The following is a 23,535-nucleotide window of genomic DNA, read 5'->3' on the forward strand; positions in this document are numbered from 1 at the left end:
GATGCCCGGCCGCACCCGCCACGCGGCGGCCGACCTGTGGACGGCGGACGTCAGATGATGCCGAACCCCCACAGCGCGAGCACCGTGAGCACGACCAGGCCGACGACCAGGATCGCGATGTCGGTGCCCTTGCCGTCCCGGTAGCGCCGCGTCGCGTTGAAGCCCATGCCGCGAGCCTAACCCTCCGGATCCGACAGCGCGGCGGGTGGGAACCCGGGCATCTCGGCGTCGGCGTCGGCGATGCGTTCGATGTTGACGTCGCGCGACGACAGCACCCGGACGTGTGAGACGAACCGCGCCGGGCGGTACATGTCCCAGACCCATGCATCGGTCAGCTCGATGTCGACCACGCCGTCGTCGCGCTCGACCACGTCGACCTCGTTGGCGAGGTAGAAGCGTCGCTCCGTCTCGACGGCGTAGGCGAACATGGTCACGACGTCGCGGTACTCACGGTACAGCGCGAGCTCCATGTCCGATTCGTACTGCTCGAGCTCCTCCGAGCTGCTCACGAAGCCACCCCCCGCATGATCGCGGCGATCACGATGTCCGATCCGACGGCAACGGCCGCCCGACGCCGGGTCATCGCGCGGCGGCGGCTGACGCGTCGGTCGCCGGCAGCAGTTGCGCCCGCTCGAACGGCCACACGAGCACGAACGCCCGTCCGATCATCTGATCCTCACCGATCGTGCCCAGCAGGCTCCGGGAGTCCGACGAGCGGGGGCGGTTGTCCCCCATCACGAAGTACTCGCCTTCAGGGATCCGCGTTGGCGGCAGGAAGGAATCGTCGCGCACCGACAGGTAGCCGCCCTCCGACGTCGGCGCCTCCTCCAATGCCTCCCCGTCGATGAACACGACCCCCTGCTTGATCTCGATGGTCTCGCCTGGCAGGCCGATGATGCGCTTGATGTAGTCCTGCTCGGCAGGCGGCGCGAGCCCGAGACCCGCCGCGAGCGAGCGCAGGCCGCCCACGATTGGGTTGGCGTTGTTGCGCCGCGCCCCCTCCTCGTCGGAGAACACGACGATGTCGCCGCGTCCGGGCTCGCCCAGACGGAACGCCAACCGGTTCACCAGCACCCGGTCGCCGATCTCGAGCGTCGGCATCATCGACTCCGACGGGATGTAGAACGCCTGCACCAGGAAGCTGCGCAGCAGCAGTGCCAGGACGAACGCGATCAGCATGAGGACGGGCAGCTCGGCGAGGACCCCCGCCCGCCGCTGCGGCCGCGGTGACGCCGTCCCGGCATCGTCGACGCCCGCACGGTCGGTGCGGTCGATGTCGGACCGGGTGTCGGCCATCAGGTGCGACGTCGCGCGTCAGACGCCTGCGACATCGCGCCGCTCGCGGATCTTCGCCTTCTTGCCGACCCGGTCACGCAGGTAGTACAGCTTCGCGCGGCGCACGCGCCCGCGCCGGACGACGTCGATGTGGTCGATGACCGGCGCGTGGATGGGGAACGTGCGCTCGACGCCGATGCCGTTGAAGCTGATCTTGCGGACCGTGAACGTCTCGCTGACGCCGCTGCCGCGGCGCGCGATCACGTCACCCTCGAACACCTGGATCCGGGAGCGGTTCCCCTCCACGACCCGGACGTGGACGCGGACGCGATCGCCGGCCCGGAAGTCGGGGATGTCGGCGCGCAGGCTCTCGACGTCGATCATGTCGGTCGGGTTCATGGCAGCACATCTTTCACGCACGGATGGTGAGCGCCGTAGCGACGGCAGCCCGGAAATGAGGTCAACCACTGGAGGATAGCTCCGCCGAGGATAGCTTCGCCGACGTCCCGGCTTCAATCGGTCCGGCGATCCTGTCGTGCTCCCGGCAACGCGTCCGGGTCGGCCTGCGTGCGCGTCCAGCGTTCGTACAGGTCGGGGCGGACCCGTCGCGTGCGTTCGATCGACCGTTCGCGACGCCACCGCGCGACGCGACCGTGGTCGCCGGAGCGCAGAACGTCGGGGACGTCCATCGCACGATAGGTCGCGGGCCGGGTGTACTGGGGGTACTCGAGCAGCCCGTCCGCGTGCGATTCGTCGGTGGCGCTCGCGGCATTGCCCATGACGCCCGGCAACAGTCGCGTCACCGCCTCGATGACGACCGCGGCCGCGGCCTCACCCCCGGCCAGCACGTAGTCGCCGATCGACAGCTCGTCGTGCGCGAGCGCGGTGTGCACGCGCTCGTCGATCCCCTCGTAGCGGCCGCACAGCAGCAGCAGTCGCCCCGCGGCCGCCAGGTCGCGCACACGCCGCTGATCCAGCAGCGCGCCACGCGGCGTCAGCACGACGGTGCGCGGTCGGTCCTCGACGGCGCCGTAGAGGGTCTCGACGGCCGCGAAGAACGGTTCGGGCTTGAGCACCATGCCCGCACCGCCGCCGTACGGTTCGTCATCGGCTGTGCGGTGGCGGTCCGTGGTCCAGTCGCGCAGGTCGTGGACGTCGATGCGCACCACGCCCGCGGCACGCGCCCGGCCGAGCAGCGATGCGTCGAGCAGACCGCTGAAGTAGCCCGGGAACAGCGTCACCACGTCGATGTGCAGGACGGGCGCCGCCGCCGTGTCGGCGGCCGTGCCGGTGGGTGGCGGCGTCACGAGGTCAGTCGATGGCCTCGCCCGGATCGACCAGCCCGGGCGGGCCATGGACGACAATCGGATCGTCGAGGTCGACGATCTCGTCGACGACCGGGATCAGCAGCTCGCCGCCGTCTGGGCGCGCCAGTTGCAGGAAGTCGTGCGCCGCGCCGTCGAGCACCGCCTCGACGACACCGACGACGGCGCCGCTCGCGTCGACGACCTCGCGTCCCAGCACGTCATCGGTCCACAGCACGTCGTTGGCCGCGATGGCGGCACGGTCGATCTCCAACTCCATGCCCCGCAGCTCCGCGACAGCGTCGCGATCATCGACGCCGGCGAACCGCACGACGGGACGACCCTTGTGCCAGCGGACGCCGGTCACCTCGAGCTCGCGTCCGTCGGCGACGCAGCGGACGCCCGCCGTAAGCGCGTCCTGCAGATCGGCGTCCAGCCACACGTAGGCCTCGCCGGCCAGTCCGAACGGTTTGCCGACCGATCCGAGCGTCGCGCGTGCCGGCACGACGGTGCTCAGTCGACGATCTCGACGGTGGCGCTGGTGCCCTCACGGGTCGCCGCGGCCTTGACGACCGTGCGGATGGCCTTGGCGGTCCGGCCGCGCTTGCCGATGACCTTGCCCATGTCCTCCGGGTGGACGCGCAGCTCCAGCACCGTGTCGACGCGTTCGCCATCGACCGGCGTCACGGACACGTCGTCGGGGTGGTCGACGAGCTTGCGGGCGATGAAGGAGAGGACCTCGTCGGTCATCATGACGCCGCGGCCTCGTCGGCGTCCTCCGCCTCGTCCGGGTCCGGCGCTCCGGCATCCTCCGTCTCGGCATCGTCGGTGGCCCCGGCGTCCTCCGCCCCGTCCGGCGCTCCGGCGTCCTCCGTCTCGGCGTCGACGGTGGCCCCCGCGGTCGCCGCATCGTCGTCGGTGGCCCCCGCGGTCGTAGCGTCCGCCGCGGCGGCGTCCTCGTCGGTGGCGGTGGCGTCGGCCGCCGACCCGGACGCAGCGGCCTTCTCGGCGGCCGCGGCGGCTGCGGCCTTCGCCGACTCCCGCTGACGGCCCTGGTCGCCCGGGCGGAACTCGTCCCAGATCCCGGTCACGCGCAGCAACTGGCGGACCGCGTCGGACGGCTGCACACCCTCGCCGAGCCAGTACAGCGCACGCTCGCGCTTGATCTCGATCTCTGACGGCTCCCGCAGCGGGTGGTAGTACCCGATGTCCTCGATGAACCGCCCGTCCCGGGGTGAGCGGGCGTCCGCCACCACGACCCGGTAGAAGGGCTGCTTCCGCTTTCCTTCGCGCCGCAGGCGCATCTTCACAGCCATCTGACTGCCTCGTCCTTTTCGCTGGAGGTGCACCGCGCCGCCGTCGTGGTCGCACGGCGCGAGCGGTGGGGGTCGGTCACTGATCCGGATGGGTGACGTGGCCGCGCTCGAGATGATCACATACGCGCGCATGCCGTTGCCACAGCACCGTGGCAGCCTAGCCTAGCGCGCCGCGCGGGTCGCGCGGTCCACGTTGGGCGGCGCGCGGGTCGCGCGGTCCACGTTGGGCGGCGCGTCAGCGGCGCTTGCCGCCCTTGCGCCTGTTGCCCTTGCGCTTGCGCTTGGGCACGGACTTGCCGCGCGGTTTGGATGCGCCCGGGAGACCACCGGGCGGACCCGATCCGCCGAGCCCGCCGGGCAGGGGCGGGCCACCCCCCGATCCGCCGAGTCCGCCGGGCAGGGGCGGGCCACCCAGCGACGGCGTGCCCGCCAGGCCGGGCATCCCACCACCCGCGGCCAGCGCGTCGAGGTCGAGGTCGCCCATGCCCCGCAGCGCATTCATGCCCTTCGGGCCACCGAGCTGCTTCATCATCTTGCGCATCTGCTCGAAGGAGCGCAGCAGCTGGTTGATCTCCTGCGCCGACCGTCCCGATCCCCGGGCGATGCGCTTCTTGCGACGTCCGTTGAGGATGGCGGGCTTCCGACGCTCCTCCGGGGTCATGGACTGGATGATCGCCTCGACGCGGACGAGCTCCCGCTCGTCGAGATCGAGGTCCTTGAGCTGGCGCCCGACGCCGGGGAGCATGCCGAGCAGCCCCTGCAGCGGGCCCATCTTCTTGAGCTGCTGGAACTGCTCGAGGAAGTCTTCCAACGTGAACTCGGCGGCGAGCAGCTTGGCCTCCATGTCCTGGGCCTGCTGCTCGGTGTAGACGTCCTCGGCCTTCTCGATCAGGGTCAGGACGTCGCCCATGCCCAGGATGCGCCCAGCCATGCGGTCCGGGTGGAACGCCTCGAAGTCGGCGAGCTGCTCCCCCACCGACGCGTACTTGATGGGGCGTCCCGTCACCTCGGCGACCGACAGCGCCGCGCCGCCGCGCGCGTCGCCGTCCAGCTTGGACAGGATCACGCCCGTGAAGTCGACTGCTTCCTGGAAGGCCTTGGCGACGTTCACGGCCTCCTGGCCGATCATGGCGTCGATGACGAACAGCGTCTCGGCGGGATCGACCGCGGCCTTGATGTCGGCCGCCTGCGCCATCAGCACCTCGTCGATGTTGGTCCGACCTGCCGTGTCGACGATGACCACCGAGGCACCCAGCCGGCGGGCCTCGTCCATCGCGTCACGCGCGACCGGCACCGGGTCGCCCGACTCGACGGGCGCGTAGACGGGCACGCCCACCCGTTCGCCAAGCACCCGCAGCTGCTCGACGGCGGCGGGCCGCTGGAGGTCGCAGGCGACCAGCAGCGGCTGGCGCCCCTGCTTCTGCAGCAGCATCGCCAGCTTGCCGGCGGCGGTCGTCTTGCCGGAGCCCTGCAGACCGGCCAGCATGATGGCGGCCGGCGACCGGCTGCCCAGGTCGAGCGGCGCCGACATGCCGCCGAGGATCTCGATGAGCTCCTCGTGGACGATCTTGATGACCTGCTGCGCCGGGTTGAGCGCCTCGTGCACCTCGGCACCCACGGCGCGCTCGCGGATCCGTGTGACGAACGCCTTGACGACCTTGAAGTTGACGTCCGCCTCGAGCAGGGCCAGTCGGATCTCGCGCAGCGTGGCGCTGACCTGCTCGTCGGTCAGCTTCCCGCCGCGACGCAGGTTGGCGAAGATGGCTTCCAGGCGGTCGCCGAGGGCGTCGAACATGGATGGGTTCCAGCGTTGGATCGGATGGGCTGCGAGTGCGGCGGCCGTGGCCGCCCCGTGTCACTGTAGCGGCGCACCGCGCGACCGGGCCCTCGCGGGCCGCCGCCTCAGGCGTCGTCGTGGTGGTGGTGGTGGTGGGTGATCGCCGCCGGCAGGAGCCGCGCGCGACCGATGCGGTCGAGCGCGAACGTGCGCTCCGCGGTACGCAGATGGCACCAGCCCGTCAGCAGGTCGTCGACGAAGTGCCAGGGGTCGACGACGCGGTCGGTCGGGGCGCCGCCACGCGAGGACGCGTAGTAGTCCAGACGCACCTGGCGCTGCTCGTCGACCGCGCGCGTCAGCAGCGCCCTGATCGCGCCCGGCCCGACGGCCTGCTCGACGCGGTCGGGCAGTGCCGGCTGGTCGGAGCTGGCGGCGACCTGCAGATCCTCAACGAGCGGCAGGTTGGCCTCGCGGAGCACGCGCACGACCGTAGCGGGTGACGCGGTCGATACCGCCACGGTTGGCGCGATGAGCTGCAGGCCACCGTCGGCAAGCGCGACCGCACGGTGCAGCAGGTCCGGATCCTCACAGATCACGACGGCGCCCGCAGGCTCGACGCCGAGGCGCGCCGAGCCGGTCACCGCGCGGTCGTCGCCGGATGCCGGGGACGGCGTCGCCCCCGCCAGGTACCCCTCGCGCGCCTCGCGCACCGCGACGACCCGGCCGGCGTCGTCGACCAGCACGAGCGCCCGACGCTGCAGCCAGTCCAACGGTGACGGCAGCATGCCGCGCGCCCACCAGCCGCGACCGAGCAGCTGCTCTACGGACAGCGGACCCTCGTGGAGCAGACGGAGGAAGGCCGCGCGCGCGGCCGGCGGTGCCTGCTCGAGCTGGTGACGGACGAATCCGAACTGGGCGTACGCGTCCCGCAGCGCCCGCAGCGCCCTCGTGCGTCCGGCCGGTGCCTCGACGCCCAGCAGCTGCAACGCCTCCCGCACATCGTCGAGCGGGAGGCTGTCGCACCCCCACCCGTCAGCCCGCTGCGCTCGCCCTCGCCGATCCAACGCGTCAGCGCTCCTCGCCGGCGCCGGCCTGTTCGATCTCGACGTCCTGCGGCCCCGCCGCGAACAACGCGTCGACGAAGGCGTCGGGGTCGAACACCGCCAGGTCCTCGATGTCCTCGCCGAGACCGACCAGCTTGACCGGCAGACCGAGCTGACGCTGGATCGCGATGACGATGCCGCCCTTGGCCGTGCTGTCGAGCTTGGTCAGCACGACGCCCGTCACGTCGACCGCCTCGGCGAACGCCGACGCCTGCACGAGCCCGTTCTGACCGGTGGTCGCGTCGAGCACCAGCAGCACCTCGTCGACGTGACCGGCCTCACGGTCGAGCACGCGCTTGACCTTGCCGAGCTCGTCCATCAGCGCCCGCTTGTTCTGCAGACGGCCGGCCGTGTCGACGATCAGCAGATCGGCGTCCGCGGACGAGGCTGCGCTCCAGCCGTCGAACGCGACGGCGGCCGGATCCGCGCCGGACTGCTGGCGCACGACGCGCGCGCCGGCGCGCTCACCCCACAGTTCGAGCTGATCGGCCGCCGCGGCGCGGAAGGTGTCGGCCGCGGCCAGCACGACGTTCCGGCCGGCAGCGGTCTCGCGAGCCGCGACCTTGCCGATCGACGTCGTCTTGCCCGTGCCGTTGACACCCGTGACGAGCCAGACGGTGGTGCCGTCCTCCCGCCACGCGAGGCTGCGGTCGGCGACGCCGAGCTCAAGCCGCAGCACCTCCTTGAGCAGCGCCAGCGCCTCGGGGCCGCGGCGGATGTTCTCCGCGCGCACACGGTCACGCAGGCCGGCGACGAGCTCGAGCGTCGCATCGACACCGACGTCCGCGCCGATCAGCGAGTCCTCGAGCTCCTCCCATGCATCGTCGTCGAGGCGACCGCCGAAGATCGACGCGATCGCGCCGCCCAGGCCCGTCCGTGCGCGGCCGAGCCGCGCCTGGAAGCGTTCCGACGGCGAGAGCGTCGGCCGCGGTGGCGCTGTGACCGACGGTGCCGCTTCCGTGACCTCTGGGGCGCCTGCGGGGATCGGCTCGTCGCTGTCGGGCACGTCGAGCGTCGGCGCACGATCGGCCAGCTGTTCAGCGGTCTGCTCGTCGAGCTTCGGCGGCTGCCGGCGCACGCGCAACAGGGCGAGGAAGACGACCGCCACGAGGATGCCGACGATCACCGCGAGGATGACAGGTTCCATGATCGTTCCTGCTGGGGAGAGGCTCAGGCCTGCAGGCCGTTGTCGAGCAGCGACCGTACTTCATCGGCGACGACGAGCAACGGCCCGTCGGCCCGGCGCAGGATCTCACCATCCGGACCGATGACGAACAGCCACGGCTCTGTCGGCAACTGCCACGCCGCGACGGGATCGCCGACGGTCGCGCCCGCGTCGGAGAAGATCTCGCAGTGGATGAACGTGACGTCGTCGTACCCGTCGCGACGGACCTGGTCGACGATGTCGACCGTCGGGCCGCACACGGCGGTCTGGCAGAACGCCGGTGTGGCGAACAGCAGCGCGACCGGTCGGCCCGAGGCCAGCGCCTCGTCCAGGCTGACCTCGTGCATGCCGCACGGCTCGGGCGTACGGGTGCACACCGTGTCGTAGCCCAGCGGGTCGTCGACCGTCGGGGTCGGCACCGACTCGGCCTGGTCGCCCGGCGCGAGCAGCTGGCTCGAGCCGGCGTCGCGGACGTCGACCGCGACCGTCCCGGCGCGACCGTCGTCGGTCACGACCACGATCTCGTGCACGCCGGTCGTATCGAAGGCGGCATCGACGGTGTACAGGCTGTCGAAGGCGGCCGTCGCACCGGCGCTCTCGGTCGCCTCGCTGGGCGTGGCGGAACGGCCGGCGTCCGCCCAGCGGGCCGGCCACGGCCCGATCGGGTCCCCACCGTCCGGGGGCACCGCCCAGACCTCGGCCGCCGCGTCGGCGATGGGCTCCTGTTCGAGCGTGAACATCCCGAACACGAAGGGGTTGGGCTGGTCGACGAGCTGCTCGTAGGTGGCGGCGACGACCGCGAGCGCCACGGCCGCGTCGGGCGCGACCGCGGCCACCGCGTCCGCGCCCGGGTCCCCCGCGGCAGACGCGGCCGGGCTGGGGGCCACGGACACATCCGCTCCGCCGCCGCCGCAGGCGGCGAGGGCACCACCGGCTCCGATGAGGGCCAGCCCTCGCAGCAGGGTCCGGCGGTCGATCCGGCGGTCACTGACCGCAGCGGTCAGCGTGCCGGTCGTGGGGTGGTTGAGCGTCATGTGCGCAAGCCCGATCTTGTGGTGTCGGACCACGATCGTGCCGTGCGGCCGCGTGGCGCGCAGACGTGTCGACATCGCGCCGACCCGTCGCGTGTCAGGCGACGTCCGTGAGGCGCTGGCTCAGCACCCTCGAGACGCCGCCCGCGCGCATCGTCACGCCGTACAGCACGTCGGCGATCTCCATCGTGCGCTTCTGGTGGGTGATGACGATCAGCTGACTCGTCGAACGAAACTCGTCCATGACGTCGAGCACACGCTGCAGGTTGACGTCGTCGAGCGCGGCCTCCACCTCGTCGAGCACGTAGAAGGGCGACGGCCGTGCGGCGAAGATCGCGAACGCGAGCGCCAGCGCTACCAATGAGCGCTCGCCACCGGACAGCAGTGACAACCGCGACACGCGCTTGCCCGCCGGACGCGCCTGCACGTCGACGCCGGTCGTGAGCAGCTCATCCGGATCGGTCAGGACCAACCTGCCCTCACCGCCAGGGAAGAGCCGCTCGAAGAGCCGCTCGAACTCGGCCGCGACGTCACCGTAGGCCTGCTCGAAGATCTCCCGGATGCGTGCGTCGACGGCGGCGATCATCTCGAGCAGGTCCCGGCGCGACCGTGCGAGGTCGTCGAGCTGCTCGGCGAGGAACCGCTGCCGCTCACGCAACGCCTCGTACTCCTCGACCGCCAACGGGTTGACCGGACCCAACAGCGCGACCTGTCGGGCAAGGTCCTCCTCGGTGGACGCCAGCGTCGAGCGCCGGTCGTCGTCGAGCGGATCCGCCGCATCGTCCACCAGCGCATCAGGGTCCAGCCCCAGGTCGCGTGCCCGGGCCCGGGCGTCGTCGAGGACGTGGCGGGCCTCCGTGACACGCAGTTGATCGCTGTACTCGTCGCGGGTGTGGTCGGTCATCTCCCGCTGGGCGTCGGCGAGTCTGGATCGCAGGGCTCCGAGCGCCTCCTGCCGCTCGTCGCGGCGCGACTCGGCGGCGGAGCGCTCGTCGGCCGACGTTTCCAGCGCCGCGGCCGCCGCGCGGACGGCGTCGTCGGCGACGACGGCGAGCTCCCCGCAGCGGTCGAGCGCGGCGCGGCGCCGGTTCCTGCGCGCGTCGGCCGCGGCCCACGCCTGTTCGAGCTCGGCCGCCTCCCGCTCCGCGACGCCGATGCGCCGGGCGATCTCGTCCCGTCGACTCACTGCCGATGACAGCGCGACCCGTGCGTCGACATCCGCCTCCTGCGCGGCGCCCAAGGCGTCGGCGAGCCGTTCGGCCTCGACGTCGGGACCGTCGTCGGCCGGATCCACGTCGGGCTGCTCGTCGGTCTCGAGCTGGGCCAGCTCCGCGGTCCGTGTGGTCACCTCGCCGTCGAGCTGTTCAGCGGACCGGGCGACCGCCTCGAGCTCGCGGCGATAGGCCGCGTCCTCGGTCTCGAGCCGCCGCAGCTGGCCTGCGCGCTCGTCGTGCGCGACCGTCGCGGCGCGCAGCTCGGCCTCGGCGGCGGCGCGGGCCTGCTCCGCCTCGGCGAACGCCGAGCGTGCGGCCGCGACCTCGTCGGTGATGGCGTTCGCCTCGTCCTCGGCGGCAGCGAGGCTGCGCTGGGCGTCGGTCAGCGCCGCCTGCTGCTCGACGGTGCTGCGCGGTGGCGTCCTGCCGACCACGTAGCCCCCGGCGCCGGCCAACTCGCCCGCGCGCGTGACGACGGTGAGGTCCGGACGCCGGCGCGCCAGGCCACACGCGGCGTCATAGTCGTCGACGACCACCGTGTCACGCAGCAGTCGCGCGACCGCCACGACGATCTCGGGCGGGCCGTGCACGAGGCGGGCCGCGACACGGGCTCCGTCGGGCGCCTGCCACGCCGCCGGACCGGCGCCACCACCGACCACCAGACGCACCCGGCCGTCGTCGCGCTCGCGGGCACCGCGTGCCGCCGATTCCGCCGCGTCGATCCCGGGCGCCACCACCGCGTCGGCGGCGGGACCCAGCGCGACGCCGAGAGCGCGTTCGTAACCGGGCTCGACGGTCAGCTGCTCGGCGAGGCGGCCGATGATGTCATCGCTGGCGTCGAGCACGCCGCGCGTACCGTCGGGCACCTCGGCCGCAGCCGCCGTCAGCGCGTCGACGCGGGCGCCGAGACCCGCGCGGCGTCGCTCGGCGTCGCGCTCCCGCGCGATCACGTCATCGGTTGCGGCACGACACCGCGCCACGACCTGCTCGGCGTCGGCGACGGCGTCCGCCTGCCGGTCCCGGCGCGCACGCTGCTCGTCGTAGGCGGCACGTGCCACGGCGATGTCCTCGGCGTGACGGGCCTCGCGCTCGCGCAGCGCCACGAGCCGGCCGCCGATGCGTGCCTGCTCGCTCACAGCGCGCGCCAGGGCCGACCGCAGCGCGGCCACCTGTCCCTCCCAGCGCAGCCGGTGCTCGCGGGCAGCGGCGCGTCGACGGCTCTCCGCCGCCTGCGCCTGCATGTGCGCCCGGCGCGCCGCGTCGGCCTCACCGCGGGCCGTCGCGGCCTCGGCCAGCTGGCTCCGGCGTGCCGCGACGTCCTGGTCGGCGGCGTCCAGTCGTTCCTGCTCCGCGGCCGCCGTCTTGTGCAACTCCGCCGGGTCGCGCAGCATGACCGGTTCGTCGAGTGCGTCGTGCAGGCCCCGCCGACGCTCGGCGATCTGCGTCTGCACCGCGCGGAGCCGTTCGAGCCCGTTGGCGAGGCGGAAGTGGTTCGCCGCGGCACGGTCCGCCGCGGGCCGCAGCTCGGCGACGGCCCGTTCCGCCGCGTCCTGCTCCGCACGCAGCGTGTCCACCCGCTCGGCCAGGCTTCTGGTCGCGGCGGCGGTGCCGCGGTGGTGCGCCTCGACGTCGGCGAACCGTTGCGTCGCCATGATCAGCGCATCGGTCGCGCGCTCCGCGCGGACCATCCGCAGCCGCGCGGTCAGCTCGGCGTGGCGCGCCGCCGCCTCGGCCTGGCGCTCCAACGGACGCAGGCTGCGCTTGAGCTCGCGGCCGACGTCCTCCAGGCGCTCGGCGTGCTCGGCCATCTGGTCCAGCTTGCGGACCGCCCGGTCCTTGCGGCGACGGTGCTTGGTGATGCCGGCGGCCTCGTCGATGAACGCGCGCCGCTCCTCGGGCCGGGCGACCAGGATGGCGTCGAGCTGGCCCTGGCTGACGATCGTGTGGCTCTCGCGACCGAGTCCGGTGTCGCTGAGCAGCTCGGCGATGTCGAGCTGCCGGCACGTCTCGCCGTTGATGGTGTACTCGGTCTCGCCGGACGCGAACATCGCCCGACCGATGGTGATCTCGCCGAAGTCCAGCGGAACGGCGCGATCCGAGTTGTCGATGGTGATCTCGACCGACGCGCGGCCCAGTCCGGGTCGCCCCGGGGCCCCGGCAAAGATGACGTCGGCCATCGCGCCACTGCGCAGCGACCGGGGTCTGTTCGTGCCCAGCACCCACGTCAGCGCGTCGACGATGTTCGACTTCCCGGACCCGTTGGGACCGACGACGACGGTGACGCCCGGCTCCAGCGGGAGCGTCGTCTTGTCGGCGAACGACTTGAAGCCGCGGAGGGTCAGCGAGGACAGGTGCACGGCGTGGAGTGTAGGCAGCGTGCGGAACGGGTCCAAACACCGCCGTCGGGGCACGAAAAAGAGCGGCAGGTGCTGCCGCTCGTGTGGTGGTCGGTGATGGTCAGCTCGTGAGGACGACCTCCCGCTCAGCGAGCGCGCGTAGGCGCGTGACCTCCTCCTGCAACGCGAGCTTCTCGGCCTCGGCGGCCGCAAGCTCCTCGCGCAGGCCGGCTACTCGTGCACGCAACGAGGTGAGCTCCGCCAGCATCTGGTACGGCCGACGGTCCATGGCTCCGATGAGCGCCTTCATCCCAGGGTCGTCCTCTCAGGTCCACACGGCTTGTGCAACCGCACATCGCGGCCGCAGCGATCACGGTTGAGCGATGCGATGACGGTCTCGACGCGATCCGTCGACTCGTCGTCATTTCACGAGTGCACTATACCCCAACACGGGCGAATACACGCAACAGGCGCGCTGGTTCGTGACCCGTGTGCGATCCGATCATCGCAGGTGGCAGGCGACCTGGTCAATCCGGCGCCGCACCATGCCTCCGACCGCCGTCGGGTTGATGGCTACGCTCGTGGCGTGCGTGTGCTGAAACGAGCGCTGACGTGGTGGGCCGGATCGACACTGGCCGCGGTCGCGGCCGCGCTGTGGGCGGCCGGACGTGCGCGCCCCGTACCCCCCGAGGACGCGAGCCCCGATCCCCCGCCGGGCCTGCCGCCCGCGCGGGTGGTCGCGGTGGACGGTCGCGGCGAGCAGTTCCTCCGTGACGCGCCCGGACCCCGCCCGGACGCACCGACCGTGCTGCTGCTGCACGGGTGGATGTTCCCGGCAGACATGCACTGGTTCACGTCCTACGACGCGGTCGCCGAGCACGCGCGGGTGGTTGCTCCCGACCACCGTGGCCACGGGCGCGGACCGCGTCCGTCCCGCCCGTTCCGCCTCGTCGACGCCGCCGACGACGTGGCCGCGGTGCTGGGCGCGCTCGACACGGGCCCGGTGACGGCAGTCGGGTACTCGATGGGTGGCCCCATCGCGCTGCTGCTGTGGCAGCGCCACCCCGACCTGGTCTCAGGGCTGGTCCTGTGCGCCACGAGCGCGACGTTCAACGTCACCCGCGTCGATCAGTGGCTGTGGCGCGGCATGGGCCTGCTGCAACTCGTGATGCGCCTGCTGCCACGCCACTGGTGGGAGCGCGGCCTGCGGGCCGTCGTCGACGAGCGACTGCCGCTCCAGCTGACCCGCATGATCGGCGATGAGCTACCGCGCAGGCTGCAGCCCCTGCTCCCGTGGATGATCGGTGAGGTCGACCGCGGCAGCGCCGAGGACATCGCGGAGGCCGGTCGCGAGCTGTCACGATTCGACGCGCGGGGTTGGGTGCCGACCGTCGACGTGCCGAGGGCGGTCGTGATCACCGCACGTGACACGCTGGTGCCGGTCGCGAACCAGCGCGACCTGGCCACGCGGCTGGGCCCGGACACCACGGTCGTTGAGATCGACGTCGACCACGACGCGATGATCGCCCGCGACGACGTGTTCGTTCCCGCACTGATGCGGGCGCTGGCAGCCACCGGCGGCATCGATGCTCAGGTCTGACAGCCCGAGCAGGCGAAGATGTCGACGCCGTCGATCGTGACCTGTTCGATCGGACGGCGGCACCGCACGCACTGCTCACCCGCGCGTTCGTACACCTTGACGAAGTCGGCGTACTCGATCTCGTCATCGTCGGCGTCGCTGTCGCTGACCTCGACGCCACCCTGCTTCACCGCCTCGTAGAGCACCTCGAAGATCGCGCGGTACAGCCGCCGGACCTCCTGGCTGGTGAGGCTGTTGCTGGCACGGTTGGGCGACAGGCCCGCAGCCCACAGGATCTCGTCGGTGTACAGGTCGCCGAGTCCGAGGATGAACGTCTCGTCACGCAGCAGCAGCGCGAGCGGCTGCTGGCGCGCGATCAGCTCCTGCCCGAACGCGTGCCACGTGAACGTGTCGGCCAGCGCGTCGATCCCGCCCGTGGACAGCTCGGGCAGGGCGTCGAGCTCGGCGGTCGGCACGACGAACAGCTCGGCGTCCTTGACCGGATCGACCAGGTGCAGCGCACCACCGGTGGTGAACGACGCCGTGAACTGCGTGTCGGGACCGCCCTCCTCGGTGGCCGTCTCCCGCGAGAGGGCCCCACGTGACCCCAGCAGCACGACCAGTGTCTGCTCCTCGTCCAGCTCGAACAGCAGCAACCGTCCCCGACGCGTGACCGACTCGATCTTGCGCCCGTCCAGCGCCTTGTAGAACTCCGGACGGTTGCGGTGGCGACCTACGGCGGCGGCGTTCTTGACGTTGATGGTCTTGAAGCGCTTGCCCTGGACCTCCTTCTCGAGCTCCTTGCGGATGACCTCGACCTCGGGCAGGTAGGTCACGGGCGTTCTCCTGTCGCATCCGGGGGACTGGCGGCAACCGTACCGGGTGCGTCAACCACGTCGGCCGGCTCGCCGACGCGCGCGGCGAGCACGCCATAGGCCTCGCGCGCCGCCTCCTGCTCGGCGGCCTTCTTGCTGCGCCCCTCGCCGCGCCCGAGCCGCTCGCCCTCGAGGATCGCCTCCGCCACGAACGCCTTGTCGTGGTCTGGACCCGAGTCCGTGACCTGGTACACCGGCAACGCCGACAGCCGGGCCGCGGCCAGCTCCTGCAGCGACGTCTTGTAGTCCAGCGCCGCGTGCTGGGTCGACAGCTCGTCGATCAGTGGTCCGAACAGCCGCAGGATGACGTCGGTGACCGTCCGCAGGCCGAGGTCGAGGTAGATGGCACCGAAGACGGCTTCGAGCGTGTCGGCCAGGATCGAGTCCTTGTCGGCGCCGCCGGACTGCTCCTCGCCGCGCCCGAGCTTGATCGCCGTGCCCAGCTGCACGGTCCGTGCCAGATCGGCCAGCCGCGCAGTGTTGACCATCGCCGCACGCAGCTTGGCGAGCCGACCCTCACGTGCGTCGGACAGGCTGCGGAAGATCTCGTCGGTGATAACGAGCTGCAGCACGGCGTCGCCCAGGAACTCGAGCCGCTCGTTGTTCGGTGTTCCGCCGGCCTCGAACGCGTAGCTGCGGTGGGTCAGCGCCCGGTCCCACAGCTGTTCGTTGCGGACGTCGACGCCCAGCGCACGCTGCAGCGCGGGTGCGCCCGGCGCGGAGGTTCCTGCCGGGTCGTCGCCGTCAGGGGCGCTGGCGTGCACCGATCCTCAGCCTCAGGAATCCACCTCGAGGAACTTGCGGCCGCGGTAGTAGCCGCAGACGCCGCACACAGTGTGCGGCTGGACCGGAGACGAGCACCGCGCGCAACTCGCCACCGTCGGCGTGCGTGCGGCCAGCCAGTTGGACCGGCGGTGACGGGTGCGTGAGCGGGACTTCTTGCGCTTCGGGACAGCCATGGTCTCTCTCGGTTCTCGTGTGGCTCAGGACTGGTTGGCGTCGGGCAGCTGGAGCTCGGACAGCGTCGCCCACCGCGGGTCGGCGCGTTCCTCGTGCCCGTCGCAGGGCTGCGTGTTCAGATCTGCGCCACAGACGGGGCACAACCCGCGGCAGTCGGGCCGGCACAACGGACGCATCGGCATCGCGTCGGCCAGCGCGTCGCGCAGCATCGTGTCGAGGTCGATGGTCGCGTCCACGATCGCGTACCCGGGCTCGTCGTCCTCGCCGACCTCGCTGCTGAACAGCTCGATGACGTCGGTGCGCAGCGTCCCGTCGCGCGTCACCAGGCACCGCGCACATGCCACCCGCGCCTGCGCCGTCACCGTCCCGCGCACGAGCAGTCCGTCGACCACCCGCTCGATGAGCACGTCTGCGCGCACCTTGGGACCGGGCACGACGAGGTCGTCGGACAGGTCCCTCGGCACGGGCAGCTCCCGGTCGAGCGATCGGGTCGCTCCCGGGCGGTCGATCAACGCGCGGACGTCGATCGTCGTGTCAGCGTGCGAAGGCATGAAGATCACGTGTGGGCAACCAAAAGGAGGCGCTCTGCGCCTCGGTGGTATGAGCATCAATGGTTCGAACACCGGAGTCTATCACGACCCCGGCGTTCGAACGCGTCGTCAGCTGCGCTCATGATCGAAGAGCGCCTGGTCGGTCCCGGTCAGGTCGGCGGAGGCCTCCTCGCCGTCGGCTCGCAGTCGATCGCGACCGGCCGAGACGGTCTTGAGCGTCTTGGTGAGCACCAGCTCGAAACGGGCGAGCTGGCCGTCGATGTAGTCCTCGGCCTCGATCCTCATCGCGCGCGCCTGCTCGGTCGACTCGCGCTCGACGCGCCTGGCCTCACGCTCGGCGGTGCGCACGACCTCGGTCTCGCCCGTCAGCCGCAGGCACTCCTGGCGCGCATCGGCGATCATCCGCTGCACGGTGTGCTCGGCCTCCTCGAGCAGGCTCTCCCGCTCGCGGAGCACCCATCGTGCCTGCCGTAGCTCGTCGGGCAGCAGGTCACGGATCTCGCTGACGAGCTGGGTCAGGGCCTCGCGGCTGACCAGCACCGACGCGGACAACGGCATCGGGCGGGCCTCGGACAGGGCGAGCTCGAGCTCGTCGAGACGCTCCTCGAGCTCGCCCAGGGTGATCTCACTCATGTCTGGTCCCCTTGCCCGCAAACTGCGTCCGGAGGCTGTGGTTGACCGCCGACGGGACGAACGGCGTGACGTCCCCACCGAAGCGTGCCACTTCCTTCACGAGTGTCGACGAGAGGAAGGAATGCAGGGGGCTGGTCGCCACGAAGAACGTCTCGACGTCGGCCAGCGTGTGGTTCATCTGCGCCATCTCCAGCTCGCTCTCGAAGTCGCTGACCGCCCGCAGGCCGCGGACGACGATCCGCACGTCGCGCTGGCGGCAGAAGTCGACGAGCAGGCCGTCGAAGGTGGCGATCTCGATGTTGTCGAGGTGCGCGGTGGCCGAAGACAGCAGCTCGACGCGGCGTTCGAGCTCGAACAGCGGCTTCTTGCCGACATTGCGCAGGCAGGCGACGAGCAGTTGGTCGAAGTGCACCGCGGCACGCTCGATCACGTCGACGTGCCCGTTGGTGACCGGGTCGAACGTGCCCGGACACACGGCGCTGCGCGCGGATGCGTTCACGGCCGGGTCCTGTCGCTGCCGCGACTCAAGGCCCGCATGTCCTCAGCCTCCTGCGTCGATGATGGCGGCCGACACGTAGTACAGCACCGTGTCGCCGTACGGGCGCGCATCCGTCACCCGCGGGCCGCCTTGGGGGAAGTCCAACGGTTCGCCGTGGCGGTCACGCTCGACGACCATCATCGCATCCGCGGCGACGTGGCCGGTCGCCGCCAGGCGCGTGAGGAGGTCCGCGACCTGCCCGGATGCGACGCGGTAGGGGGGATCGCACAGCACGAGGTCGAATGGTGTCACGGCCGACGCGACGGCCAGGTCATCGACGAACCGAGCGGCGTCGGCCACGCGCACATCGGCCCTCAGGTCGAGCGCCGCGAGGTTGGCCCGCAGGATCCTGGCGACCCCACGGTCCCGCTCCACGAAGGTCACGGCGCGGGCGCCCCGCGACAGGGCCTCGATGCCCAGGGCGCCACTCCCGGCGAAGAGATCCAGCACGACCGCATCGACGACGCGGGCTCCCAGCGTCGAGAACAGCGCCTCGCGGACCCGGTCGGATGTCGGTCGCACCGCGCTCCCCCGCGGCACCCGCAACCGCCGGCCGCCCAGCGCTCCAGCCACGACCCGCGTCACGAGGCTCCCCGCCCCACGGCGCGCTGACGCTCGCCCTCACCCGTCGGCCGGCCCGTCGCGTCGCCGCTCACGACGTCTCGAGCTCGGCGATGCGCTCGTCGCCGTAACGTCGGCGGACCTCCTGTTCGAGCTCCGGGTACAGGTCAAGGCCGCCTTCGGCCTCGACCAGGGCGCGCGCGTCGGCGCGCGTCCGCGCGACCCACGACGCGTCGCGGATCAGCTGGGCCAGCTTGAGGTCCGGCAGCCCCGACTGCCGTGTGTCGAACAGACTGCCCTCGCCGCGCAGACGGAGGTCGATCTCGGCGAGGTCGAACCCGTCGCTGGTCCCGGCGAGCGCCGCCAGCCGTTCGTTGTCGTCGGCGACCCGCGCAAACAGCACGCAGTAGCTGCGTGCGGCGCCGCGCCCGACCCGTCCGCGCAGCTGGTGCAGCTGGCTGAGGCCGAACCGGTCGGCGTCCTCGATGATCATGATCGTGGCCTCGGGTACGTCGACACCGACCTCGATCACCGTCGTCGACACCAGGATCTGCGTCCCTCCCGCGCGGAACGCCGCCATCGCCGCGTCCTTGTCCGCGGACGCGAGCTGCCCGTGCACGAGGCCGACGTCGAGGTCGGGGAAGACCTGCTCCGTCAGGTGCCGGTGCATCGCCTCGGCCGAAGCGACGTCGGGCAGCGCGTCCGAGTCGCTGACCAGCGGGCACACGACGTAAGCCCGCTCACCGGCGGCCGCCCGATCCCGCACGAAGTCGTACAGACGCCGCCGGCGCGGCGACGAGCTGTGCAGCACCGTCGTCGTCACCGGCTGGCGACCCGGCGGCAGCTCGTCGAGCGTCGTGACGTCGAGGTCGCCGTAGATCGTCAACGCCAGCGATCGGGGGATCGGCGTGGCTGTCATCACGAGGACATCCGGCGACCCGCCGTCCGCACGCTTGTCCTTCAGCCGCGCCCGGTGGCGCACGCCGAAGCGGTGCTGTTCGTCGACGACCACCAGGCCAAGGTCGTGGAACTGCACGCGCGGCTCGAGCAGGGCGTGGGTGCCGACGACCATCTGGATGTCGCCCGCCGCCAGTTCCGCGAGGACCTGCCGGAGCTGCGCCGTCGTCGTGCTGCCGGTGATCAACGCCAGACGCGGGCCGTCGAACATGTTCAACCCCAGCGGCGCGAGCAGCTGCTCGAAGGTGCGCTGGTGCTGCTCGGCGAGTACCTCGGTGGGCGCCATGAGCACCGCCTGCCGCCCGTTGTCGACCGCCGTGAGCATCGCCCGCGCGGCCACGAGCGTCTTGCCGGCACCGACGTCGCCCTGGAGCAGGCGGTGCATGGGCCGGGGCCGCGTCATGTCGGTCTCGATCCCGGCGAAGGCCGCCAGCTGCGCCTTCGTCGGCATGAACGGCAGCGCGAGCTCGAGCTGGGCGACCAGACCGCCCGCCACCGGCGGCTGGGTGATGCCGACCTCCTCCACCTCGAGGCGGCGCCGGCGACGCTGCAGGCCGACCTGCAGGGTGAGCAGCTCGTCGTAGACCAGCCTCGTGCGGGCGGGGCGCACGGCGGCGAGCGACTCGGGGCGGTGGATCGTGCGCAGCGCGTCGTCGAGCTCGACCAGTCCGTGCTCCGCGCGCAGGACGATGGGCAGGAAGTCCTCGACGGGCGGCAGCGCATCCAAGGCGGACTCGATCAGCGTGCGCAGTCGGGCGCTCGACAGCTTCTCGGTCGCCGGATAGGTGGGGACGATGCGTGCCTGCGCGGCCACGCCGCCGTCGTCGTCGAGCTCGATCACCGTCGGGTTCTTCAGCTGCAGATCGCCGCGGAACCGCGCCAGCGTGCCGGAGAGCGCCACACGACTGCCCTGCGGATGGCGGCGGGCGCGCCAGTCCTGGTTGAAGAACGGCGCGTCGACTGACACCCCGTGGTCGGTCCGGACCCGCGCCCGCGCAATGGTCAACCTGCGGCCGCGCGGGCGGATCATCCGCCACCGGTCGATGGTGCCCACGATCGTCACCTGCTCGTCGAGCAGGTCGAGCGTGGGTTCGGTCACCGCGCCCAGGTCCCGGTACTTGCCCTGCACCGGGTAGTGGGTCAGCAGGTCCCGCACGGTCGTGATGCCGAACGCCGAACGTAGGATGCCCGCGACCCTGGTACTGACGCCGGGAACGGTCGTGACCGCCGCATCGAGCAGCGCGGCGGCGCCGTCGCGGTGACCGGTGAGGTCGGAGAGGTCGGGGTCGGCCATGGTCCTGACACGTCGGGGCGGGTGAGCCAGCGTGCGCAGTGTATGCAGCGGGCCGCCACCGCTTGCGAAGCACCACGGCGCCGATACCATTCGGGCTGCCGGTCCACGCGTCGGCGGTTCATCCATGCCCCGCCGCTCGGCACCGTGCGCATCCGCTCACCCGACGAGCCCGCGACCTGTGCGTCGCGACGGCCAGGCAACCGTGGGCACGCAGCGCACACCGCCAGGACGCGGGCCCACGAACATCCATGACCGACCACAAGGACGACCTCCGATGGCTGCCGTCTGCGAGATCTGCGGAAAAGGTCCCCACTTCAGCTACCAGGTGAGCTTCTCGCATCGCCGCACCAAGCGTCGGTGGAGCCCCAACATCCAGCGCATCCGGGTGTGGGACGGCACGAGGACGCGGCGCGCCGACGTGTGCACGTCGTGCATGAAGGCGGGCAAGGTCCAGCGTCCGCCGCAGCGCACCAGCTGACGCCGACGAGCGTGATCGTCATCGACCGGCCACTGTGGCGGTGGCGCGGTCGACGCTGGTCACATCTGGCCAGCGACACCGACTACGACGAGCTCCACGAGTTCGCGGCACGGCTCGGTCTTCGTCGCGAGTGGTTCCAGGGCGACCACTACGATCTGCCCGAGGATGCGTGGGACGACGCCGTCGCGCTGGGCGCCACGCCGATCGACAGCCGCGAGCTGGTGCGCCGGTTGCGCGATGCCGGCCTGCGTCGTCCACGCAACCGGCGTCACGCAGCCCGTTGAGCGCGCTCGACGCGGCCGTCACCCGGGTGTCGCACACGGGACGGCACCGCTCGCTGGTGCTCGAGCGCGTGACATGTGAGGATCGACCTGCATGCCCGGGCGGCCTGGGCGGCCGTACGTCCCCCTGACACGGTCGGCTGGTCGGTCGCCCGGTCCGACAACAGGCGACGAACCGATCGGCGACCAGTGATGATCACGGCCTACATCCTCGTGCTCACCCAGGTCGGGCGGTCGGCCGATGTCGCCGCCGCGATCCGATCGCTTCCCGGCATCGAGTCGAGCGACGACGTGACCGGGCCCTACGACGTCATCGTGCGCGCGTGCGCGGACGACATCAACGAACTGGGTCGGCTGGTCGTCGCCCGGATCCAGGCGATCGATGGCATCGACCGGACGCTGACCTGCCCCGTCGTCGACCTCTGACGGCAGAAGGTCACGGCGAGAAGCGCCCCTCCGAGTCGCCCGCCTCCAGCGCCAGCGCGAGCAGGCGGTCGACGAGCTCGCGAGCCGACACGCCCTGGGTCTCCCACACGTGCGGGAACATCGACGCGGCCGTGAACCCGGGGATCGTGTTGATCTCGTTGACCAGCACCTGGCCGTCGACGTAGAAGAGGTCCACGCGGGCCATGCCGCGTGCGCCGATGGCCCGGTACGCACGTCGCGCGAGGTCGATGCAGCGGACGGTGATGTCGGCCGGCACGTCCGCCGGGCAGTGCAGGCGCAACTCCTCGTCGAGGTACTTGCCCTCGAAATCGTAGAACTCGTTACCGGTCAGCACCTCGCCCGGAGGCGTGACGTCGACCTGCGTGTTGCCCATCACCCCGCACTCGAGCTCGCGCAGTCCGTCGAGCCCGCGCTCGACCAGCACGCAGCGGTCGTAGCCGAGCGCTTCGTCGATGCCGGCGCTCAGCTCATCGCGGTTGCGGACCTTGCGGATGCCGATGGACGACCCCTGGCGCGCGGGCTTGGTGAACATCGGATACGACACCTGCGCCTCGACGTCGTCGAGCACCCGGTCGCGGTCCTGCTCCACCCGCCAGCGCCAGACGACCACGTACGGCACCTGCGGCAGTCCGCGGGCCGTGAACACGTTCTTCATCTGGCGCTTGTCGATGCCCACGGCGCTGGCCGCGACGCACGACCCCACGTACGGGACACCCATGCTCGCCAACAGGCCCTGCACCGTTCCGTCCTCGCCGTACGGCCCGTGCAGCACGGGGAAGCACACGTCGATCGGACCGAGCACGTCCACCCGGTCGTCATCGAGGAACCGCACGAGCCGGGGGCCCTTGACGCCGTGCACGAGCGCGACGGTGTCACCGTCGTCGGGCACCTCCGGCAGACCCTCGGCGGACTGAGGCACCTCGTCGACCAGCGTCCAACGGCCCGCACGGGTGATACCGACCATCGTGACGCGGTAGCGGTCGGGATCGAGCGCCGCCACGACGTTGCGCGCCGACAGGCACGAGATCTCGTGCTCGGCGGAGCGGCCGCCGAACAGCACGAGCACGCGCACCGGGTACAGCGCGGTCATGGTCGCACCGCAGCTCGGACGACTCGGAAAGGTGCGCGGGAAGACATCGTGGACGCAGTGTAGAGCCTGTGCGGGAGCCACGACCTACAGTGCGGGGGTGTCCATCAGCGCGATCCTGCCGCTCAAGGCGCTCGACCGGTCCAAGCAGCGGCTCGCCGCAAGGCTCGACGCCGGTGAGCGGCAGGCGCTGATGGCCCGGTTGTTCACCCATGTGGCGCGCGTCTGCGCGGCGACGCCCGGCATCGACAGGGTGTGCGCCGTCGTCGGGGACGCGACCGGTGCCGGGCTGGCGCGCTCCGCAGGCATCGAGTGGGTCGCCGAGCCGACGCCCGACCTCAACGCCGCGGTCGCCCACGCCACGGCGCGGGCGGGTGGCGACGCGTCGCTGGTCGTGGTCACCGACCTGCCCCTGCTGCGCGTCGCCGACCTGACGTTCGTGCTGGACTGCGGACAGTGGCCGGGCGTCGTGGTCGCGGCGACGCGCGACGGTGGGACCGGCGCGCTGCTGCGCCGCCCACGCGCGGCGGTGGCCCCTGCCTTCGGGCAGCGGTCGGCGGCCGCCCACCTGGCTGCGGCCGCACGGGTCGGTCTGCGTGCGACACTCCTTTCCTCTCGCGGGCTGCGTCACGACGTCGACCGGCCGGCCGACCTCGACGCGGCCGCCGACGCTGGCCGGTCCGCGCGCGCTGACCACCGCTGACGCGGTCGCGGAGGCGCGTCGCGTGGTCGCGTCCGTGCCGCCTAGGATTGCTGACCGCGACCCTCCCCCG

26 protein-coding genes are annotated in these 23,535 nt (G+C 71.8%); 5 read left to right on the plus strand and 21 right to left on the minus strand.

All coding sequences use genetic code 11. The features are described from left to right. Positions 1-176 precede the first annotated feature (176 nt). The 13 genes from VFZ70_10520 to VFZ70_10580 form a co-directional block, all read right to left on the minus strand. Positions 177-509 (minus strand): DUF2469 family protein, encoded by a 333-nt coding sequence (locus VFZ70_10520; protein ID HEX6256229.1) that lies wholly within the window; start codon positions 507-509, stop codon positions 177-179. Positions 510-579: 70 nt separating this feature from the next. Then, positions 580-1,296 (minus strand): signal peptidase I, encoded by a 717-nt coding sequence (gene lepB / locus VFZ70_10525; protein ID HEX6256230.1) that lies wholly within the window; start codon positions 1,294-1,296, stop codon positions 580-582. Between the two features lie 18 nt (positions 1,297-1,314). Beyond that, positions 1,315-1,674: a 50S ribosomal protein L19 gene (rplS, locus tag VFZ70_10530; GenBank protein ID HEX6256231.1), complete on the minus strand. Its 360-nt coding sequence runs from the start codon at positions 1,672-1,674 to the stop codon at positions 1,315-1,317. Between the two features lie 113 nt (positions 1,675-1,787). After that, a complete protein-coding gene (gene trmD / locus VFZ70_10535) occupies positions 1,788-2,582 on the minus strand; it encodes a tRNA (guanosine(37)-N1)-methyltransferase TrmD (GenBank protein HEX6256232.1) in 795 nt (264 codons plus the stop codon). Positions 2,583-2,586: 4 nt separating this feature from the next. Continuing rightward, positions 2,587-3,084 carry a ribosome maturation factor RimM gene (gene rimM / locus VFZ70_10540; GenBank protein HEX6256233.1) on the minus strand — a complete coding sequence of 166 codons (498 nt, stop codon included), beginning with the start codon at positions 3,082-3,084 and terminating at the stop codon, positions 2,587-2,589. 8 nt (positions 3,085-3,092) lie between these two features. Beyond that, positions 3,093-3,332: a KH domain-containing protein gene (locus VFZ70_10545; GenBank protein HEX6256234.1), complete on the minus strand. Its 240-nt coding sequence runs from the start codon at positions 3,330-3,332 to the stop codon at positions 3,093-3,095. After that, positions 3,329-3,895, minus strand: coding sequence for a 30S ribosomal protein S16 (gene rpsP / locus VFZ70_10550; GenBank protein ID HEX6256235.1), 567 nt, complete (start codon positions 3,893-3,895; stop codon positions 3,329-3,331). Before rpsP ends, VFZ70_10545 begins: the two co-directional genes overlap by 4 nt. Positions 3,896-4,130: 235 nt before the next feature. Beyond that, on the minus strand, positions 4,131-5,690 hold the full coding sequence (ffh, locus tag VFZ70_10555; GenBank protein HEX6256236.1) for a signal recognition particle protein: 1,560 nt from the start codon (positions 5,688-5,690) through the stop codon (positions 4,131-4,133). 107 nt (positions 5,691-5,797) lie between these two features. Next, positions 5,798-6,736: a WYL domain-containing protein gene (locus VFZ70_10560; GenBank protein ID HEX6256237.1), complete on the minus strand. Its 939-nt coding sequence runs from the start codon at positions 6,734-6,736 to the stop codon at positions 5,798-5,800. A 4-nt stretch (positions 6,737-6,740) separates the two neighbouring features. Continuing rightward, positions 6,741-7,922: a signal recognition particle-docking protein FtsY gene (gene ftsY, locus VFZ70_10565; protein ID HEX6256238.1), complete on the minus strand. Its 1,182-nt coding sequence runs from the start codon at positions 7,920-7,922 to the stop codon at positions 6,741-6,743. Positions 7,923-7,945: 23 nt separating this feature from the next. Then, on the minus strand, positions 7,946-9,049 hold the full coding sequence (locus tag VFZ70_10570) for a hypothetical protein (GenBank protein ID HEX6256239.1): 1,104 nt from the start codon (positions 9,047-9,049) through the stop codon (positions 7,946-7,948). Positions 9,050-9,068: 19 nt separating this feature from the next. Beyond that, a complete protein-coding gene (gene smc / locus VFZ70_10575; GenBank protein HEX6256240.1) occupies positions 9,069-12,542 on the minus strand; it encodes a chromosome segregation protein SMC in 3,474 nt (1,157 codons plus the stop codon). Positions 12,543-12,642: 100 nt separating this feature from the next. Next, positions 12,643-12,831, minus strand: a complete 189-nt coding sequence (locus tag VFZ70_10580; protein HEX6256241.1) for a hypothetical protein — start codon at positions 12,829-12,831, stop codon at positions 12,643-12,645. A gap of 276 nt (positions 12,832-13,107) precedes the next feature. Between VFZ70_10580 and VFZ70_10585 the strand changes: the two genes are divergently transcribed. After that, positions 13,108-14,121 (plus strand): alpha/beta hydrolase, encoded by a 1,014-nt coding sequence (locus tag VFZ70_10585; GenBank protein ID HEX6256242.1) that lies wholly within the window; start codon positions 13,108-13,110, stop codon positions 14,119-14,121. On the opposite strand, the gene VFZ70_10590 is transcribed toward VFZ70_10585, so the two are convergent. From VFZ70_10590 to recG, 7 genes are all read right to left on the minus strand, one after another. Beyond that, entirely contained in the window at positions 14,112-14,936 is an 825-nt protein-coding gene (locus VFZ70_10590; GenBank protein HEX6256243.1) for a DNA-formamidopyrimidine glycosylase family protein, read from the minus strand. The two genes, VFZ70_10585 and VFZ70_10590, sit on opposite strands and share 10 nt — an antisense overlap. Next, positions 14,933-15,739 (minus strand): ribonuclease III, encoded by an 807-nt coding sequence (gene rnc / locus VFZ70_10595; GenBank protein ID HEX6256244.1) that lies wholly within the window; start codon positions 15,737-15,739, stop codon positions 14,933-14,935. The genes VFZ70_10590 and rnc overlap by 4 nt, the downstream gene beginning before the upstream one ends. Positions 15,740-15,958: 219 nt before the next feature. After that, positions 15,959-16,486 (minus strand): DUF177 domain-containing protein, encoded by a 528-nt coding sequence (locus VFZ70_10600; GenBank protein HEX6256245.1) that lies wholly within the window; start codon positions 16,484-16,486, stop codon positions 15,959-15,961. Positions 16,487-16,594: 108 nt separating this feature from the next. Continuing rightward, complete coding sequence (locus VFZ70_10605; GenBank protein HEX6256246.1) at positions 16,595-17,119, minus strand: hypothetical protein; 525 nt, start codon at positions 17,117-17,119, stop codon at positions 16,595-16,597. Then, positions 17,112-17,618 (minus strand): pantetheine-phosphate adenylyltransferase, encoded by a 507-nt coding sequence (coaD, locus tag VFZ70_10610; GenBank protein ID HEX6256247.1) that lies wholly within the window; start codon positions 17,616-17,618, stop codon positions 17,112-17,114. The genes VFZ70_10605 and coaD overlap by 8 nt, the downstream gene beginning before the upstream one ends. 42 nt (positions 17,619-17,660) lie before the next feature. Further along, on the minus strand, positions 17,661-18,242 hold the full coding sequence (rsmD, locus tag VFZ70_10615; GenBank protein HEX6256248.1) for a 16S rRNA (guanine(966)-N(2))-methyltransferase RsmD: 582 nt from the start codon (positions 18,240-18,242) through the stop codon (positions 17,661-17,663). Between the two features lie 67 nt (positions 18,243-18,309). Next, positions 18,310-20,469, minus strand: a complete 2,160-nt coding sequence (gene recG / locus VFZ70_10620; GenBank protein HEX6256249.1) for an ATP-dependent DNA helicase RecG — start codon at positions 20,467-20,469, stop codon at positions 18,310-18,312. A 274-nt stretch (positions 20,470-20,743) separates the two neighbouring features. Between recG and rpmB the strand changes: the two genes are divergently transcribed. The 3 genes from rpmB to VFZ70_10635 all read left to right on the plus strand — a co-directional run bounded on the left by rpmB (position 20,744) and on the right by VFZ70_10635 (position 21,654). Beyond that, positions 20,744-20,947 carry a 50S ribosomal protein L28 gene (gene rpmB / locus VFZ70_10625; protein HEX6256250.1) on the plus strand — a complete coding sequence of 68 codons (204 nt, stop codon included), beginning with the start codon at positions 20,744-20,746 and terminating at the stop codon, positions 20,945-20,947. An 11-nt stretch (positions 20,948-20,958) separates the two neighbouring features. Next, entirely contained in the window at positions 20,959-21,231 is a 273-nt protein-coding gene (locus VFZ70_10630; GenBank protein ID HEX6256251.1) for a DUF4031 domain-containing protein, read from the plus strand. A 189-nt stretch (positions 21,232-21,420) separates the two neighbouring features. Next, entirely contained in the window at positions 21,421-21,654 is a 234-nt protein-coding gene (locus VFZ70_10635; GenBank protein ID HEX6256252.1) for an Lrp/AsnC ligand binding domain-containing protein, read from the plus strand. Between the two features lie 10 nt (positions 21,655-21,664). On the opposite strand, the gene VFZ70_10640 is transcribed toward VFZ70_10635, so the two are convergent. Beyond that, on the minus strand, positions 21,665-22,765 hold the full coding sequence (locus tag VFZ70_10640) for a D-alanine--D-alanine ligase family protein (GenBank protein HEX6256253.1): 1,101 nt from the start codon (positions 22,763-22,765) through the stop codon (positions 21,665-21,667). A gap of 97 nt (positions 22,766-22,862) precedes the next feature. Between VFZ70_10640 and cofC the strand changes: the two genes are divergently transcribed. After that, the gene (gene cofC / locus VFZ70_10645; GenBank protein ID HEX6256254.1) at positions 22,863-23,465 is read left to right on the plus strand and encodes a 2-phospho-L-lactate guanylyltransferase; all 603 of its coding nucleotides are present in this window, start codon (positions 22,863-22,865) and stop codon (positions 23,463-23,465) included. The last annotated feature ends 70 nt before the right edge of the window (positions 23,466-23,535 follow it).

It is taken from the genome of Euzebyales bacterium, from assembly GCA_036374135.1.
GTDB lineage: Bacteria > Actinomycetota > Nitriliruptoria > Euzebyales > JAHELV01 > JAHELV01.